This window comes from Butyrivibrio sp. M55 (genome assembly GCF_900116865.1).
Classification (GTDB): domain Bacteria; phylum Bacillota; class Clostridia; order Lachnospirales; family Lachnospiraceae; genus Butyrivibrio.
Genome location: NZ_FPCD01000008.1, coordinates 81,876 through 98,759, shown reverse-complemented (window position 1 = coordinate 98,759; position 16,884 = coordinate 81,876). Strand labels below are relative to the sequence as shown.

Below are 16,884 nucleotides of genomic sequence, written 5' to 3'. Positions count from 1 at the left end.
ACTAGTGATAAAATTAAGAAAGATTTAATATTTGAGGAGAAATAAGTTATGAAGAGAAAAGTACTGATTATGCTCTTTTGCATGTGCATTGGAGCATTTTCAATGGGCTGTTCGTCAGACGTTTTCGATCAGGTTAGCGAGGAAGTTACAGGACTTATAGATGGATCAAATTCTGATGACGAGGATGTTGAAGACCTTGATGTAGAGGAAGAAGCTGCGGACACTTCCAAGGAATCTTCTCCAAAAGCCGAAGGAAAGCTTAAGAAGGATGCAGTTGAGACAATTACCGACGGAATTTATTCCTCATATCTCATAGCATCAAAGAAGGATGAGGCCGGTGTTCCCGATGAGACAGGCGCTCAGCAGAAAATAGTTTACGCATCAGAACTTTCAGATGATGCATTCTGTATCGCAGGTAGCTACGGTTACCGTCAAAATGCATCACAGGATGTTATTTCTGTTTCAGAAGACGGTATATTTTCTTTCGCTGTCGATGAAAATACAAACTACGAGCTCCAAGGCGGTGTAGACGGACCGGAAGTACAGACGGCCGATGATTTCAAGAAGCAACTCGCCGATCTTGCAGATTCAGAACTTTACTTAGAGATCACGGTTGAGAACGGCGTTGCAACAAATATAGCAATTTGCTCATAACCCTAAATTAAAAAAATGCACAATTAAAACCCTACAAGTGATCAGCTTGTAGGGTTTAATCTTTATTCAATAGGAAATCCGGAGAAATTTCCTATTAAATAAATTTGTTTTAAATTAGGGTAAGTAAGATAAATCTTTGTCTTCGCTGTATTCGCAAAGACAGTTATATACACTTTAGGATTTAACGTACAAAATGTACATATCTGTCCTCACGATTACAGTGCTATTCTATGTAATTATGTCATTATTTTTTTATTCTATAAACCGTTATGTCGCTTGTAAGATCTGACGGATCGTAAGGAACAGTTCCGTTCTCATCAAGAAACAGATTATCCTTCGATGTCTCAAAAATTACATTAGTCCCCTTCTTGACCTTATAATCGCATTCCTTCTTTACAGGATTTCCGTATACAAAATGTATATTTCTGGAATCCTCATCCGAAGCTGCGAGATCTTCATCAAGAACATTCTTCAAAGCTGTATACATTTCCGGCATACCGGTTCCAAGTTTCACTTCATAAAAACGAGTATCAATAACTCCTCCCAAAACATTTGCGGAAGTGATCGCTGCTCTTTTTAATACCTTAGTCTCCTCGTCAAAGACCATTCCCCATTTTGTAGTCTTCTCCTTAAGTTCCTTATTATCGAGCGCCTCCTCATTTGAATAATCTATTATTCTCTCTATCTCAAAATACACTTCTCCATTTCCCTTAAGGCAACGCTCGATCGGCATTTCATCATTCTTCGCATAAACATTTTCTGCAACGTTCGCCATTCTGCAATCCGGCGAAGAATAAAGCTCGATCATTATTCCGGTCTCTTCCTTATTATCTGAGTTCATATAGCTCGGACGACTTACCGCCCTGACATTATCTTTGACAATAAAGGAATCTCCCGGCTCATTTTTGTTCGCACTGTACTCCTTTGAATACCAATAATTGTTGGTGTAAAGAGGTTGTGAAGCTCCATCCTCATAGCTGGAGCTCACTATCTCAATACTTTCATACTCCTCAATAAGCTTTGCGACATCATTAGCGCTCCAAAACTCTTCAGCATTATAATCCGCAGGAGTCATCCCCTCGACTCCCAGGAAGCTTTCGAAATCTACCGCGCTTAAAGCATTATCATATGTGCTACTATCATTCCCCTCCTTTGAATAATCGCCTGCACTGCTTACATCAACAATTTTGTTATCTATAGCCTCATCTGTCCCCCCGGGCATATTACCATCTAATGAGCAACCTACAAAAAGTACGGCAGGTATCATTAGTAAAAAAAATAAATTACCGGCTATGGCTTCCGTATTACTAAATTTCATAGAAGTCATCCCTCACTTTTCTCGTTGCAGATAAGTACCGAATCTGCTGCGTTCTGTGTGTCACCACACGCCATCTCGATGCTCTTAACGTCATCCCCAAAAGACAATTTATAATAGTAATCCCCATCAGAATTCTTTTTGCAAAAAGAAATAGTACTTTGGGTATACTCAACAACATCTTTGTCTGTCATTATGTCGCCACCTGAAATAGCTACCACCCATGATGCTCCGGGTAAAACATAATCTGTGTCATTTGCTCTTTCGATCATGACCGCTGCCCCCCGTCTTGAATCAAATATCCATGAGCCCTCAAATTTCTCAAAAACTGTTTCAAGATCGTCAGCAATCTTATCGCTCTTAATAGCCTTACCGTTTTCATCTACTACTACAGGTTTATCTTCAACTATAGGATTAATTTCAACATCGTTAACGCTTAACTCTTTTTCTGATCCGCATCCCATACACCCTGATGCAACGACCAGACACATTACCATAACTATTAGGCTTTTTCTCATAATTAACTCCTCTTTTATAAAAACTAGCTTAACATTTTCTTACAAGTATTCAGCCTTGGTAGTTATTATTATAGAGCACCTGCCCTACTTTTGCAACACAAAAGTTAAATTTGTTGTAATTATTTGTTATAAATGAGTTTACATAATGAAAACTCCTCTACCCATAAACCCTGTCAGAGAGTTGATGAATAAAGGAGTTTTCCCTAATATTCTTTCTTTATAAATTTGTATAACCCATCAAATATTCGTCCACTTCTTTAGCACAGCTTCGTCCTTCATAGACCGCCCAAACAACGAGCGACTGTCCACGGTGCATATCACCTGCGCAAAAGAGCTTTGTATTCGGTACATGATAGCTGTCAGCCTCTGTAACAACTGTTCCGCGCTGACTCTTCTTAAGTCCGAATTCATCTGCCGAATAGTCTTCACAACCGATGAATCCTGCAGCTATAAGAAGGATATCACACTTAAGGGTCTTCTCGGATCCCGGAACTTCTGTTAACTTACCGTCCTTGAAAGTAACCTTAACAGTTTCTATCTTCTTGATATTTCCCTTGCTGTCGGTTGTAACATTCTTTACCGTTGTCTCATAGACTCTCGGATCCTCACCGAAAACATGGATTGCTTCCTCGTGACCGTAATCAGTCTTAAGAACCTTGGGCCATTCGGGCCATGGATTGGAAGCAGCTCTGTTAACAGGAGGCTTAGGCATCATCTCAAGAGCGGTAACACTCTTTGCTCCGTGTCTTATAACCGTTCCGATACAGTCGTTACCTGTATCGCCACCACCTACGATAACAACATTCTTGCCCTTTGCATCTATAAATCCGCCGTGCTTTGAAAGAGTCTGTGCACTCTTATCAGAACACTGCATAAGTGCCTTTGTTGTCTGTGTAAGGAAATCAACGGCATTGTAAACGCCTTTGATCTTCTCGGGGTCTGCTACGTTAAGAGGTCTTGGTTTCTTGGAACCGCAGCAAAGAACCACCGCATCAAATTTCTCATTAAGGCTTGCAGCACTCACATTTTTTCCGACGTCGGAATTTGTATGGAATACAACGCCCTCTTCCTCCATGAGCTTTCTACGTCTTTTTATAACGCTCTTATCAAGCTTCATGTTGGGAATTCCATACATGAGAAGTCCACCGATCTCATCGTCTCTCTCAAAGACCTCAACGCTGTGACCTCTGTGGTTGAGCTCATCGGCAACGGCAAGTCCCGAAGGGCCGCTTCCGATTACAGCTACTTTTTTGCCGCTCCTTATTTCAGGAACAACGGGCTTGATATAGCCCTTTTCAAAAGCTGTTTCTATTAAGTACAGCTCATTGTCGTGAACCGTTACGGCATCACCGTTCTGGCCGCACATACATGCCTTCTCGCAAAGTGCGGGGCAAACTCTTCCCGTAAACTCAGGGAAGTTACTTGTCTTATGAAGTCTTGCAAAAGCATGTCCGTCGTGTCCTCTGTAAATCTCATCATTCCACTCCGGGATGAGGTTGTGGAGAGGACATCCCGTTACCATTCCGCCCAGATTCATTGCCGACTGACAGAAAGGAACTCCGCAGTTCATGCATCTTGCTGCCTGCTCTCTTCTCTCCTTAACATCCAGAGGAGCATGAAACTCCTCGAAGTTAAGAATTCTGTCTTCAGGCAGGATATCTTTATTATTTGTTCTTGTATATTCAAGAAAGCCTGTTTCTTTTCCCATTTTACATCTCCTATTTTACATATGAAGTGAAATAACCTATAAGTTAAAAAATCTCCTCGCGGCTCTTACGCCAACTCTTTAAACGCCTCTAATACAGCGTGCTCGTGGTCGATTCCCTGTTCCTCAAATTTGCTTATAGCCGTAAGCATCTTCTGATAATCGTTCGGAACTATCTTCTTAAAGTCGGGAATATAGCTCTTAAAGTTTTTAAGGATTTCTTTTCCATATTCAGAGCCCGTCTCTTTTACATAATCTTCAAGGATAAGCTTAAGCTCTGCAATATCGTATTTCTCGGTCACTTCATAAAGAGATGCCATATCTTTGTTCATTCTAAGATAAAGAGTATGCTCCTTATCAAGAACGTATGCGATTCCGCCGCTCATGCCGGCAGCAAAGTTCTTACCTGTCATTCCAAGGATAACTGCTTTTCCACCTGTCATGTATTCAAGACCGTGATCGCCGCAGCCCTCGGAAACCGCGATTGCTCCTGAGTTTCTTACACAGAATCTCTCGCCTGCAACACCGCATACATAGGCCTTTCCTGCTGTTGCACCGTAGAGAGCAACGTTACCTATAATGATATTCTCATGTGCCTTATATGTAGCTTTCTCGGAAGGTCTTACGATAACCTTTCCACCTGAAAGTCCCTTACCAAATCCGTCGTTGGCATCACCGTAAAGCTTCAAAGTAACGCCCTTAGGAAGGAATGCACCGAATGACTGTCCGCCACCGCCGTATGCTTCGACAAATACTGAATCCTCGGGAAGAGTATTCTTAAAGTCATCGGTAACCCTGCTTCCAAGAAGTGTACCAAAGCTTCTGTCGGTACTTGAGATATCGACTTTCATCTTTACTCTCTCAGATTCGGATGCTCTTCTTTCCTCATCTTCATTTGCCTTTACAGCATAAGCCTTAAGTGCATTCTTTCCTTTTTCATACTCAGGAATAAGAACCTTTGAATCCAAAGTATTAACAAGTCCGAAATCATATACATCCTTAGGATCGAAGTGATTCTTTTCAATTCCGGCATACTTGCTGTCAAGAATTCTGCTAAGATCTGCAGCGTCCTTGCATCTGGCCCCACGAACACTTCTCATCTTAAGGCAATCTGTTCTTCCTACCATATCGGTAAGCTTTCTGAATCCGAGTTCACTCATGATCTCACGAAGCTGTCTTGCGACAAAGAGCATGAAATTCATGACATACTCAGGCTTACCTGTAAATCTCTTTCTGAGCTCTTCGTTCTGAGTTGCGATTCCGACAGGACATGTATCTTTTGAACATACACGCATCATCATGCAGCCCATACATACAAGGGGAGCTGTTGCAAAACCAAACTCCTCTGCGCCGAGAAGTGCTGCGATGGCAACATCTCTACCTGTCATGAGCTTACCGTCTGCCTCAAGAACTACTCTGCTTCTAAGTCCGTTATCTACAAGTGACTGGTGTGCTTCACTTACTCCCAGCTCCCACGGAAGTCCCGCATGGTGAACCGAAGATGAAGGTGCGGCACCTGTTCCTCCGTCATATCCGGATACAAGAATTACCTGTGCTCCTGCTTTTGCAACACCTGAAGCTATTGTTCCAACGCCTGCTTCAGAAACAAGCTTAACAGAGATTCTTGCTCTGTCGTTTGCATTCTTAAGGTCATAAATAAGCTGCGCAAGATCTTCTATTGAATAGATGTCATGGTGCGGCGGAGGTGAAATGAGTGCAACACCTGGTGTTGAGAAACGTGTGCTTGCAACCCAAGGGTATACCTTCTTTCCGGGAAGGTGTCCGCCCTCTCCGGGCTTTGCTCCCTGCGCCATCTTGATCTGAATTTCCTGTGCACTCTGAAGATATCTGCTTGTAACGCCGAATCTTCCCGATGCAACCTGCTTAACGGCACTGTTTCTCTCAGTTCCGAAACGTGCAACGTCTTCACCGCCCTCACCGGTATTAGACTTTCCGCCGAGTCTGTTCATAGCTATGGCAAGTGTCTCGTGTGCCTCTTTTGAAAGAGAACCGTATGACATAGCACCTGTCTGGAAGCGCTTAACAATCTCTTCTTCGCTCTCAACCTCTTCGATCGGAACAGGCTTTTTAGCAGGTACGAAGGACAAAAGAGCTCTCAATGTATGAGGTCTGTCCTCGTCATCAACCATCTGTGTGTATTCCTTGAATCTCTCATAGTCCCCCTCTCTTACCGCTCTCTGCAAAGTAACGATAGTCTTAGGGTTATACATATGGTCTTCCTTGTCATCACCGCTTCTGAGCGCATGGAAGCCGATAGAATCAAGTGTTGAATCGGTTGAAAGTCCGAGAGGATCGAATGCCTTATCGTGACGAAGCTCAATATCCTCACCAATCTCCTCTATGCCGATTCCGCCAACTCTGCTGGTTGTTCCTGTAAAGTATTTATCAACAAGCTCTTTTGACAGACCAATAGCCTCGAAAATTCTCGCAGACTGATAGGACTGCAAAGTAGAGATACCCATCTTTGCAGCGATCTTTACTACGCCGCCCAGAAGTGCCTTGTTGTAGTCCGCAATAGCGGTATGATAATCTTTGTCCAAAATTCCTATATCTATGAGCTCTGCAATACACTCCTGAGCAAGATAAGGATGAATCGCTCTTGCACCAAAACCAAGAAGTGTAGCGATCTGGTGAACATCTCTTGGCTCGCCGCTTTCAAGGATGAGTGATACGGCTGTGCGTCTCTTTGTCCTTACAAGATGCTGCTCAACAGATGAAACTGCAAGCAATGAAGGAATCGGCATGTGGTTCTCGTCAACTCCTCTGTCTGAAAGGATAATGATGTTAACTCCGTCTGCAACGGCTCTGTCTACAGATATGTTAAGCTGCTCCAAAGCTCTCTCGACGGGAGTATTCTTGTAATACAAAAGTGAGATTTTTCTCACCGAAAAGCCCTGCTGATCGAGAGCTTCTATCTTCATCAGGTCAACGCCTGTAAGTATCGGATTATTAACTTCCAAAACTCTGCAGTTGTCGCTCTTTTCTTTTAACAGATTTCCGTCGGAACCGATATAAACGGTTGTATCTGTAACGACTTTCTCACGAAGAGAGTCGATCGGCGGGTTTGTAACCTGCGCAAAGAGCTGCTTGAAATAGCAAAAAAGCGGCTGGTGATGAGTTGAAAGCATAGCAAGAGGTACATCTGTACCCATGGAAACTGTAGGTTCTATGCCGTTCATCGCCATTGGAAGAATCTGCTGTTTAACATCTTCATATGAATATCCGAACACCTTGTAGAGCTTATCCCTCATCTCCTGCGAATGTGTAGGGATCTTCTTGTTGGGGATGCTGAGCTTATTAAGGTGTAAAAGATATCTGTCAAGCCACTCACCGTAAGGCTTAGCCTGTGAGTACTTATTCTTACACTCTTCATCCGAGATTATACGTCCCTCTCTTGTATCTACAAGGAGCATGTGTCCCGGTGAAAGACGTGATTTCTTTACGATATTCTCTTCAGGAATATCAAGGACTCCGACCTCCGATGAAAGGATGAGTCTTCCATCCTTTGTAACATAGTATCTGGAAGGTCTGAGACCGTTTCTGTCAAGTGTTGCGCCAAATACTTCGCCGTCTGTGAAAAGAACCGCCGCAGGGCCGTCCCATGGCTCCATCATTGTCGCATAGTAGTGATAAAAGTCTTTTCTGTCCTTATCCATGAAGTCGTTGTTCTTCCAAGGCTCGGGAATTGCGAGCATCATAGCAAGCGGAAGATCCATTCCGTTCATGTAAAGGAACTCAAGTGTATTGTCGAGCATTGCGGAATCAGATCCCGAAGATGAGATAACGGGATAAACCTTTGAAAGATCGTCACCGAAAACGTCCGAAGACATAGTCTCTTCTCTTGCAAGCATTCTGTCGCTGTTTCCGCGAATAGTATTGATCTCTCCGTTGTGGGCGATCATCCTGTACGGATGAGCTCGCTGCCACGAAGGAGTTGTGTTAGTTGAAAAGCGGCTGTGCACAAGCGCAATCGCTGTTCTGTAATCAGGAGAAAGGAGGTCCTCGTAGAACTTACGAAGCTGTCCTACAAGGAACATTCCCTTATAAACAATGGTTCTGGATGAAAATGAACAGATGTAAGTATCTTCAGAAGATTTCTCATACTCTCTTCTAAGGCAGTAAAGACGTCTGTCAAATTCAATTCCTCTTGCCGCATCCGAAGGTCTCTCAATAAAGCACTGAGAAATATGAGGCATACAGTTTCTTGCAACCTCTCCCAGAATTTCGGGATGAGTCTCAACATCTCTCCAACCGAGTACCTTAAGGTTTTCTTTTTCTGCAATGACTTCAAGCATGCGCTTTGCAAACATACGCTTCATAGGGTCCTGAGGAAAAAAGAACATCCCTATTCCGTAATCGCCTGCTTCTTTAAGAGAAATACCGATTTTTCTTGCTTCAAGAGAAAAGAATCTGTGAGAAATCTGTACAAGTATTCCTACACCGTCACCGACTTTTCCTGTTGCATCTTTTCCTGCTCTGTGCTCAAGTTTTTCTACTACCTTGAGCGCATCGTCAAGAACTTTGTTGTCTGCACTTCCGTCTATATTGATGACTGCACCTATACCGCAGGCATCATGTTCATTCATCCAAGTTTCCATTTTTATCCTTCCTTTTTCCTTTTTATCTTAATGAGAAAAGCATCTGTCCGTATGTCGGATATCCGAGATAGCTGTCAGGAACAAGTGCTTCTGCAGCATCTGCATACTTTCTCACTTCATCCATGTCTGCAAGAATTGTCTTCTGGTAGTAAGAAGCCTGTTCGAGAACTTCAGTCTTACCCTCAGCAACTGTTGTATCAGCTGCAAGTTTCTTAAGAGCTTCGCTCATCTTACCCTGAGCTTCGTCAATTGCTTTGAGTGTCTCAATCTCGAATGTTGCACTCTTTTCTCCAAGAAGGCTCTTCTTTCCTGCTGCCTCTTCAAGAAGGTCGCTCTGATATGCGATAAGTCCTTCCATGAGGTCTTTCTTAGCCATTTCCTGCAATGTCAAAGACTCGATGTGGATTGACTTTGAGTAGTTCTCAAGGAGAATCTCATATCTTGAATCAATCTCTTCCTTAGTGAAGATGCCGTGCTTTGTGAAGAGGTCAACTGACTCTTTTTCCTTGAAGTAAGGAAGTGCATCGGGAAGTGACTTAAGGTTAGGAAGTCCTCTCTTTGCAGCCTCTGCTACCCATTCATCTGTATATCCGTTTCCGTTAAAGAGAACTCTCTTATGAGCTACAAGTGTCTCTTTAAGTACTTCTGCGATCTTTTCATTAAGCTTATCTTTCTCAACACCCTCAAGCTTTGCATAAATCTTTGCAACTTCTTCTGCAACTGCTGTGTTAAGAACGATGTTTGCGTTTGCTACAGAAACTGCAGAACCGGGCATACGGAACTCGAACTTGTTTCCTGTAAATGCGAAAGGTGATGTTCTGTTTCTGTCTGTGTTGTCCTTTGTAAAGTGAGGAAGAACCTGTGCTCCCATACCCATCTGAACTTTGCCCTTGCTGTGGTATGCGTTTCCTTCTTCAACACCCTTAAGTACTTCACTAAGCTCGTCACCAACGAAAATTGAAATGATTGCCGGAGGTGCCTCGTTTCCGCCAAGTCTGTGATCGTTTCCTGCAGATGCAACGGAAAGTCTAAGGAGTGGTGCATACTCATCAACAGCTGCGATAACTGCCATAAGGAATACAAGGAAAGGTGTGTTCTCACCGGGATTCTTGCCGGGATCTAAGAGGTTCATTCCTGTATCTGTGCAAACAGACCAGTTGTTGTGCTTACCTGAACCGTTGATTCCTTCAAACGGCTTCTCATGCAAGAGGCATGCGAAGTTGTGCTTGTCAGCAACTTTCTTCATAACTTCCATTGTGAGCTGGTTGTGATCTACAGCGATGTTTGCTGTCTCAAATACAGGTGCAAGCTCGTGCTGTGAAGGAGCAACCTCGTTGTGCTTTGTCTTTGCGGGAATTCCGAGTTTCCAGAGTTCCTCGTCAAGATCATGCATGTATGCTGAAACCTTAGGCTTAATTACGCCGAAATAGTGATCTTCCATCTCCTGACCTTTTGTTGCAGGTGCACCAAGAAGTGTTCTACCTGTGAAAAGAAGGTCTTTTCTGAGTTTGTAGTCATCCTTATCGATAAGGAAATATTCCTGCTCTGAACCGATTGTTGTGCTTACTCTGTTAACATCCTCATATCCAAGGAGCTTAAGCATTTTAACCGCTTCTCTTGAAAGAGCCTCCATTGATCTTAAGAGAGGTGTCTTTTTATCAAGAGCTTCTCCGCCGTATGAGCAGAATGCTGTAGGAATGTAAAGAGATCCGTCTTTAATAAATGCCGGTGATGAAGGATCCCATGCTGTATATCCTCTTGCTTCGAATGTTGCACGAAGTCCGCCTGAAGGGAAACTTGAAGCATCAGGCTCACCCTTTACAAGCTCTTTTCCTGAGAACTCCATGATGATCTTGCCGTCTTCTGTAGGTGAAATGAAGCTGTCGTGCTTCTCGGCTGTAAGACCTGTCATAGGCTGGAACCAGTGTGTAAAGTGTGTTGCACCGTTCTCTACTGCCCACTCTTTCATTACTGCAGCAACACAGTTTGCTACATCAAGTTCAAGATGTGTTCCTTTTTCAATTGTCTTGTGAACTGCCTTGTATATGTCCTTAGGAAGCCTGTCTTTCATAACCTTGTCGTTAAAAACAAGACATCCAAATTCTTCTGTTAATCTTTCTGCATCGATCATTTTAATTTCCTCCGTTTTTAATATTTATTTTCCTGATGCTCCGTAGTTTGAAAGAACTCTTGCGGAAGGATCGTCAACATTGCATCCTTCCCAGCTCTTATTGGGCATCCAAAAATCAACTACCATATCTGACTGACCGGGATAGTACTTCTCAAACAGTTCTCTGTACAGGAGAGACTCCCTTGTAAATGGAGTTGCATGAGTGTACTTCTTTTTCATTGTTTCAAGATCTGCAAAAGAGTATTTCCCTTCAGCATATTCCATAAGGTCGTCCCTGAGTGAATGTCCGACGGCATCCGAGAAGGCTGCCTTTTCTCTCATAAGGATCGATCTTGGTATAACTTCATCTTTTTCAAAAGCTTTTCTTAATAAGAACTTTCCGATTCCGTAAGTGTTGAGCTTCTTCTCAGGATCTATGCTCATTACGTAATCTACAAAATCAAGATCACCGAAAGGAACTCTTGCTTCGAGTGAGTTTACGCTGATACATCTGTCTGCCCTGAGGACATCGTACATATGAAGCTCTCTCACTCTCTTTTTTGCCTCTTCCTGGAAGGCTTCGGCGCTCGGAGCAAAGTCCGTATATTTGTAACCAAAGAGCTCGTCTGAGATCTCACCTGTAAGAACTACCTTGATATCGGTGTTTTCATGTATCCATTTGCACAAAAGATACATTCCGATGGAAGCTCTTATTGTTGTGATGTCGTAAGTTCCAAGTGCCTCAACAACAGGCTCGAGTGCGTTAAGCACATCTTCTTTGGTGATTATGACTTCGTGGTGATTGCTGTGAATGTACTCCGCAACTTCCCTTGCATATTTAAGGTCGATCGCATCGATATCCATTCCAATCGCAAAAGTCTCAATCGGCTTGTCCGAAAGTCTTGCGGCAACACCGCAAACAAGTGATGAATCAAGTCCTCCGGAAAGAAGGAATCCAACCGGCGCATCAGCGTCGAGTCTTTTTTCTATTCCGTTTACGAGCTTGTCGTGTATCTTTGTTGTTATGACTTCAAGGCTGTCTGTCGAAATTTCTTTTACGTCAGTCATATCCTTATAACATACAAATTCCCCGTCCTCGTAGTAATGTCCGGGCGGGAAAGGCATAACTTTCCGACATGTACCTGTGATATTCTTTGGTTCCGATGAAAAGAGGATGTGTCCTTCATCGTCGTATCCGTAATAAAGAGGTCTGATACCGATTGGATCTCTTGCGGCTATGAACTTTCTCTTTGCCGCGTCATAGATCACACATGCAAATTCGGCATCCAAAAATCCAAACATCTTGGTTCCGAGCCTCTCATAAAGAGGAAGCAGTATCTCGCAATCACTTTCGCTCTTAAAGCTGTAGCCCAGGGAAATGAGATATTTTTTGATATTCTCAAATCCGTATAATTCTCCGTTACATATAACTACGTTTCCATTTAATGAAAAGGGCTGCATTCCCGCTTCATTTAATCCCATGATGGAGAGTCTGTTAAATCCCATCCATCCTTCGTCGACCTTCAGAGTTCTCGACATGTCGGGGCCTCTGGAATGAGTCTTATATAACATTTCTTCAAAAAATTCCTGAGCAACATTTGCTCTAGCGTATGTAAGAATTGCGCACATACTTTATCCTTCCTCCCGGTGTAATTATTTAAACGCCTTATGCAGTAGCATTTAGCGGCAATATACTACCCTAACTGCTACTGCACAAACACGCTATTTACTTTTATTTACTCAACGTCGGCGAGCGCTGCGGCTCCTTCTTCGCCGGTACGAATCTTTACGACGTTTTCAAGGCTGTAAACGAAGATCTTTCCATCTCCGATGTGGCCGGTATAAAGAGTCTTTTTAGCTGCTTCAATTACATCCTGTACAGGAATCTTGCTGATAACCACTTCCAACTTAATCTTAGGAAGGAGGGTTGCGTCCATCTCAACTCCACGATACATATCGCCTGAGCCTTTCTGGATGCCGCAACCCATGACTTGAGTAACAGTCATCCCGGTTACGCCGAGTTCGTTCATCGCACGTCTCAGTTTGTCGTAGCGGGACAACTTAGCGATAATAACAACTTTATGAATTCCTGATTCTGTATGTACAGGTGCCGTAACAACAGGCACTGAAGCATTCTTCTGTATTTCTGAAGCCTCTTCGTAAGAATTTACTCCGAGGTCTGTATTTTCGTTAATTGACATATTCAAGGTGTTTGAAACATCCATGATCGCAAATCCTGAATATGCTGATGCAAGTCCATGCTCTGTAGAGTCAAGTCCGAGAATTTCCTCTTCCTCTGTAACTCTGAGTCCCATAATCTTCTTGATAGCAAGGAATGTAATTGTAATAGTTACTGCTGTCCAAGCTGCTGTGCAGAACATACCGAAAAGCTGTAATCCAAGGAGCTTGAATCCGCCGCCGTAGAAAAGACCTACAAGCTCATTTCCTGCTGAATCGGCGATTGAATAACCGGGTGCTGTATTTGTTGCAAAAAGACCTACAGCAATTGTTCCCCAGATACCGTTTAAGCAATGTACTGCAACTGCTCCTACGGGATCGTCTACGTGAAGCTTATAATCAAGGAACCAAACACCGAAGCAAACAAGGAGTCCTGCTACGATTCCGATGATGATTGAACCAAATGCATCTGTTACATCACAAGGAGCTGTGATAGCTACAAGACCTGCAAGTGATGCGTTGAGACACATTGAAACATCAGGCTTGCCATATTTTACCCATGTGAAGATCATACATGTTACTGTTGCAAGTGCAGGTGCGATTGTTGTTGTTACAAATACCGATCCGAGCTGATCGATTGAAGTACAAGCTGCTCCGTTGAATCCGTACCATCCAAGCCAGAGGATGAATACACCAAGTGATGCAGCTACAAGGTTGTGACCGGGGAAAGCATTTACTTTTGTAACTTTTCCGCTCTTGTCTTTTTCAAACTTACCGATTCGGGGCCCAAGGATTGCTGCACCGATAAGTGCTGAAATACCACCTACCATGTGAATGCAGTTGGAACCTGCGAAATCGTGGAAGCCCATCTGTGAAAGGAAGCCGCCGCCCCATGTCCAGTGTGCTTCAATAGGATAGATAACTGCTGAAATGACTGCCGAGTACACACAATATGATAAGAACTTAGTTCTCTCAGCCATCGATCCTGAAACGATTGTTGCTGTTGTAGCACAGAAAACAAGGTTAAATACAAAGTTGGACCAATCAAAGTTTGCATAGTTTGTAAAAATATCAAATCCGGGTTTTCCGATGATTCCGACCATATCCTCACCGAGGAAAAGTCCAAATCCGATTAAGATGAAAACTACGGTTCCTATACAAAAGTCCATAAGGTTCTTCATTATGATGTTTCCGGTATTCTTGGCTCTTGTAAAACCGGCCTCGCACATTGCAAATCCGGCCTGCATCCAGAATACTAATGCTGCTCCAATGAGGAACCAGACACCGAAGACACTACTATCTATTGCACTTAAGATTTCTTCACTCATACAATTTCTCCTCTCCCTTTGCTCAATCCGAATCCTCTTATGAGCTTCTCTTTTGAGCAAAGCAATGGGGCAACAACCACATATCTTCCCGATAAGTGGTTGATGCCCCATTGCATCAGAATTTATATTTATTTTTCAATATTCATTAATTCTTGAATACTTGTATACAATAGAAAGTATAATACTCCGGAAATATTATCTCCATTGCATCCATGGGCATAAACACACAGTCACAGCCCAAAAAACAGAAAAAGCGCCTTAGAGTTATTCTCTAAGACGCCCTTGTCTTTATGTTTTATGATTTTACACTCACATATATGGGTTGTCAAGCATATTTTTTTCTAAATTCAAATGGTCATACCTCTGCTTGAACTATATGCCCAAAATTCAGCTCGTCCTGCAATAATCCATAGACATAGGAAGGGCTTTCTCTATATAATCCAGTTTCTATATCCAATAATTTTTCATATACTTCCGAGTCATAAAGTATGCGCATAGCTTTATCATATTCGATATTCTGTGCTTCAGTAAGCATCTCCACAAGATCCTGAACCATATATTCAATCATCTGCTGCTCTTTTCCCATATATCAAACGCCTACCTTTCTCAACAAGCTAATAGCTCGCTGCGTATGAAAAGAATATTGATTAGTTGTCTTCTTATATATCATTCCGGTCAGCATATTTTCAAAAGAAATTACTCCATTTTCATACTGACGAAATAGCAATGCCATATCATCATCTGCTATAGGACCAATAACAATATCATACTTATTGTCTAAATTACATTCTACATTGGCAAAATCCGTATATGTCTTACTGCGATTATTCCTCACAAATCTGGCCCATTCCTCCGAAGTCTCTGTACCAAAATCCTTTATGTTTAAACTGTCTGTTCCCATAAAATCGTCATCAATATTGTAAACATTCAAAACAGGGGCACCGCCATAAATTCTTGCAACCCTGATTGCCATTTTTTCTGCCTGTTCCTTCATAACAGTAAGATAGAATCCCTGACCGAAATCCTTATATGGTCGACACATTGCAAGATTGATTTCTTTGATTTCAGTATTACTCCCATGATATAAAATCATCAGTAATTTCCCCCGTTATTCCTACATATAAGTATCAAATCATCTACCGCATCATCAATACTGAGCGTATGCTCTATATCATAGTTCTCTTTAATAAACTCAATCCCTTTGTAATCATACAGATATGTAAAAGCATCTTTAGAGTCTATATTAAATTTGTCAGCAAATTCATTCACACAAACTACTGTATAGTTTATTTTCTTTTTTAATTCGCTCATATATTTTCCTTTACACTCAAAATATAATGAAGAAATTTTTTATGTATAATTCTTGCATCTACAATTTATAAGCCTAGTAAAATTCTACCATATCGATAAATGAAAGTCATATTTGATAATTTTGCTAACTATTTCATATCGGCAATCAATTTATCTCTTAGTTTCTGCTGTTCTTTTGTATTTTCTTCATTCTTATCAGAGAAAAGAAAACGAGATGAGTCACTACCTTGATTTCGTAGCTCATTAGCAAGTTCATCTAAACTCTCTGCTCCAAATGAATTGTACTCCTCTTCGGTTATTTCAAAATACTTGTCATACCATGCAACCCACGTAACAACGCATGCTATAATATATTTTCCGATACTCGGTATATATCCGACACGATATAGCTTTTCATTGCGAACCTTTTCGTTTTCCAGCTTCATAGTGGCCTCTTTTTATTATCAATCCTTTAGACTAACACACAATTCTGTAAGCGATTTAATCTTCCTTACCCCTTCTGGTATTGAAACATATCGCTTTTTTCTGTCGATGAGTATCGGCTTCATCCCTACTTTCATAGGTCCGATCACATCATCATCCAATGAGTCCCCTACAAAAAGACATTCTTCCGCTTTCCACTTTGTTCTATTCAGAATCTCCAAATAAAATCTAGCGTTTGGTTTATAGACCCTTAGCATCTCAGAAGTAAATATCGGATTTATGCGTTGCAGTGACGTACCTTCTATATTATGCATCAAAGGATTTGTGTCCGTCGTTGAACCTATAGCAATATTGTAGTCCTCACTCAATTTATTGATAACACTCTCCGTTTCCTCAAAGAGTTTTCTATCAACAAGTGAATCAAGCATAGGTTTTATAGCAGTTCTCGGATTATCTGTTATGCCGTACAGATCAAACAACTTTTCAAGGTCTTTAATGAATATCTCTTCCTCCGTTATAAATTCTTCAAGAGAAAAGATATTTTCTTTATGTATCTTTTTCCATTTCTTATAAATTTCATCCGCATCTTCTACAATATTGTATTTACTGAAGATTGCTTTTGTCGCATCAACAGAACCTGTGCCAGTTGAAATTAGTGTGCCATATACGTCAAATATTATGTTTTTGATCATTGGTGTCCTTTAAATATCTCTAACAATTCTA

The 16,884-nt window shown here is 41.9% G+C and carries 13 protein-coding genes; 1 reads left to right on the top strand and 12 read right to left on the bottom strand.

Annotated features, from left to right (window positions below; all coding sequences use genetic code 11):
* Positions 1 to 48: 48 nt before the first annotated feature.
* On the top strand, positions 49 to 654 hold the full coding sequence (locus BM398_RS10405; protein ID WP_092337606.1) for a hypothetical protein: 606 nt from the start codon (positions 49 to 51) through the stop codon (positions 652 to 654).
* 244 nt (positions 655 to 898) lie between these two features.
* Here BM398_RS10405 and BM398_RS10400 read toward each other — a convergent pair whose 3' ends face one another.
* From BM398_RS10400 to BM398_RS10345, 12 genes are all read right to left on the bottom strand, one after another.
* Positions 899 to 1,972: a hypothetical protein gene (locus BM398_RS10400; RefSeq protein WP_139233811.1), complete on the bottom strand. Its 1,074-nt coding sequence runs from the start codon at positions 1,970 to 1,972 to the stop codon at positions 899 to 901.
* Positions 1,973 to 1,977: 5 nt separating this feature from the next.
* Complete coding sequence (locus tag BM398_RS10395) at positions 1,978 to 2,487, bottom strand: hypothetical protein (RefSeq protein ID WP_092337604.1); 510 nt, start codon at positions 2,485 to 2,487, stop codon at positions 1,978 to 1,980.
* A gap of 217 nt (positions 2,488 to 2,704) precedes the next feature.
* A complete protein-coding gene (locus BM398_RS10390; protein WP_092337603.1) occupies positions 2,705 to 4,195 on the bottom strand; it encodes a glutamate synthase subunit beta in 1,491 nt (496 codons plus the stop codon).
* Between the two features lie 65 nt (positions 4,196 to 4,260).
* On the bottom strand, positions 4,261 to 8,811 hold the full coding sequence (gene gltB, locus BM398_RS10385; RefSeq protein WP_092337602.1) for a glutamate synthase large subunit: 4,551 nt from the start codon (positions 8,809 to 8,811) through the stop codon (positions 4,261 to 4,263).
* Positions 8,812 to 8,833: 22 nt separating this feature from the next.
* Positions 8,834 to 10,942, bottom strand: coding sequence for a glutamine synthetase III family protein (locus tag BM398_RS10380; RefSeq protein WP_092337601.1), 2,109 nt, complete (start codon positions 10,940 to 10,942; stop codon positions 8,834 to 8,836).
* Positions 10,943 to 10,966: 24 nt separating this feature from the next.
* Entirely contained in the window at positions 10,967 to 12,550 is a 1,584-nt protein-coding gene (asnB, locus tag BM398_RS10375; RefSeq protein ID WP_092337600.1) for an asparagine synthase B, read from the bottom strand.
* Between the two features lie 107 nt (positions 12,551 to 12,657).
* Positions 12,658 to 14,427, bottom strand: coding sequence for an ammonium transporter (locus BM398_RS10370; protein WP_092337599.1), 1,770 nt, complete (start codon positions 14,425 to 14,427; stop codon positions 12,658 to 12,660).
* Between the two features lie 355 nt (positions 14,428 to 14,782).
* Entirely contained in the window at positions 14,783 to 15,013 is a 231-nt protein-coding gene (locus tag BM398_RS10365; RefSeq protein WP_092337598.1) for a hypothetical protein, read from the bottom strand.
* Between the two features lie 3 nt (positions 15,014 to 15,016).
* A complete protein-coding gene (locus tag BM398_RS10360; protein ID WP_092337597.1) occupies positions 15,017 to 15,520 on the bottom strand; it encodes a DUF3990 domain-containing protein in 504 nt (167 codons plus the stop codon).
* Positions 15,520 to 15,738, bottom strand: coding sequence for a DUF3791 domain-containing protein (locus tag BM398_RS10355; RefSeq protein ID WP_092337596.1), 219 nt, complete (start codon positions 15,736 to 15,738; stop codon positions 15,520 to 15,522). The genes BM398_RS10360 and BM398_RS10355 overlap by 1 nt, the downstream gene beginning before the upstream one ends.
* Before the next feature lie 128 nt (positions 15,739 to 15,866).
* Complete coding sequence (locus tag BM398_RS10350; RefSeq protein ID WP_092337595.1) at positions 15,867 to 16,163, bottom strand: ABC transporter ATP-binding protein; 297 nt, start codon at positions 16,161 to 16,163, stop codon at positions 15,867 to 15,869.
* An 18-nt stretch (positions 16,164 to 16,181) separates the two neighbouring features.
* Positions 16,182 to 16,853 (bottom strand): HAD family hydrolase, encoded by a 672-nt coding sequence (locus tag BM398_RS10345; protein WP_092337594.1) that lies wholly within the window; start codon positions 16,851 to 16,853, stop codon positions 16,182 to 16,184.
* Positions 16,854 to 16,884 lie beyond the last annotated feature (31 nt).

Coding starts and splice junctions, on each gene's coding strand:
- BM398_RS10380 (WP_092337601.1), bottom strand. CDS start 10,942: ATGATCGATGCAGAAAGATTAACAGAAGAATTTGGATGTCTTGTTTTT.
- BM398_RS10365 (WP_092337598.1), bottom strand. CDS start 15,013: ATGGGAAAAGAGCAGCAGATGATTGAATATATGGTTCAGGATCTTGTG.
- gltB (WP_092337602.1), bottom strand. CDS start 8,811: ATGGAAACTTGGATGAATGAACATGATGCCTGCGGTATAGGTGCAGTC.
- BM398_RS10345 (WP_092337594.1), bottom strand. CDS start 16,853: ATGATCAAAAACATAATATTTGACGTATATGGCACACTAATTTCAACT.
- BM398_RS10350 (WP_092337595.1), bottom strand. CDS start 16,163: ATGAAGCTGGAAAACGAAAAGGTTCGCAATGAAAAGCTATATCGTGTC.
- BM398_RS10405 (WP_092337606.1), top strand. CDS start 49: ATGAAGAGAAAAGTACTGATTATGCTCTTTTGCATGTGCATTGGAGCA.
- asnB (WP_092337600.1), bottom strand. CDS start 12,550: ATGTGCGCAATTCTTACATACGCTAGAGCAAATGTTGCTCAGGAATTT.
- BM398_RS10355 (WP_092337596.1), bottom strand. CDS start 15,738: ATGAGCGAATTAAAAAAGAAAATAAACTATACAGTAGTTTGTGTGAAT.
- BM398_RS10360 (WP_092337597.1), bottom strand. CDS start 15,520: ATGATTTTATATCATGGGAGTAATACTGAAATCAAAGAAATCAATCTT.
- BM398_RS10370 (WP_092337599.1), bottom strand. CDS start 14,427: ATGAGTGAAGAAATCTTAAGTGCAATAGATAGTAGTGTCTTCGGTGTC.
- BM398_RS10400 (WP_139233811.1), bottom strand. CDS start 1,972: ATGAAATTTAGTAATACGGAAGCCATAGCCGGTAATTTATTTTTTTTA.
- BM398_RS10395 (WP_092337604.1), bottom strand. CDS start 2,487: ATGAGAAAAAGCCTAATAGTTATGGTAATGTGTCTGGTCGTTGCATCA.
- BM398_RS10390 (WP_092337603.1), bottom strand. CDS start 4,195: ATGGGAAAAGAAACAGGCTTTCTTGAATATACAAGAACAAATAATAAA.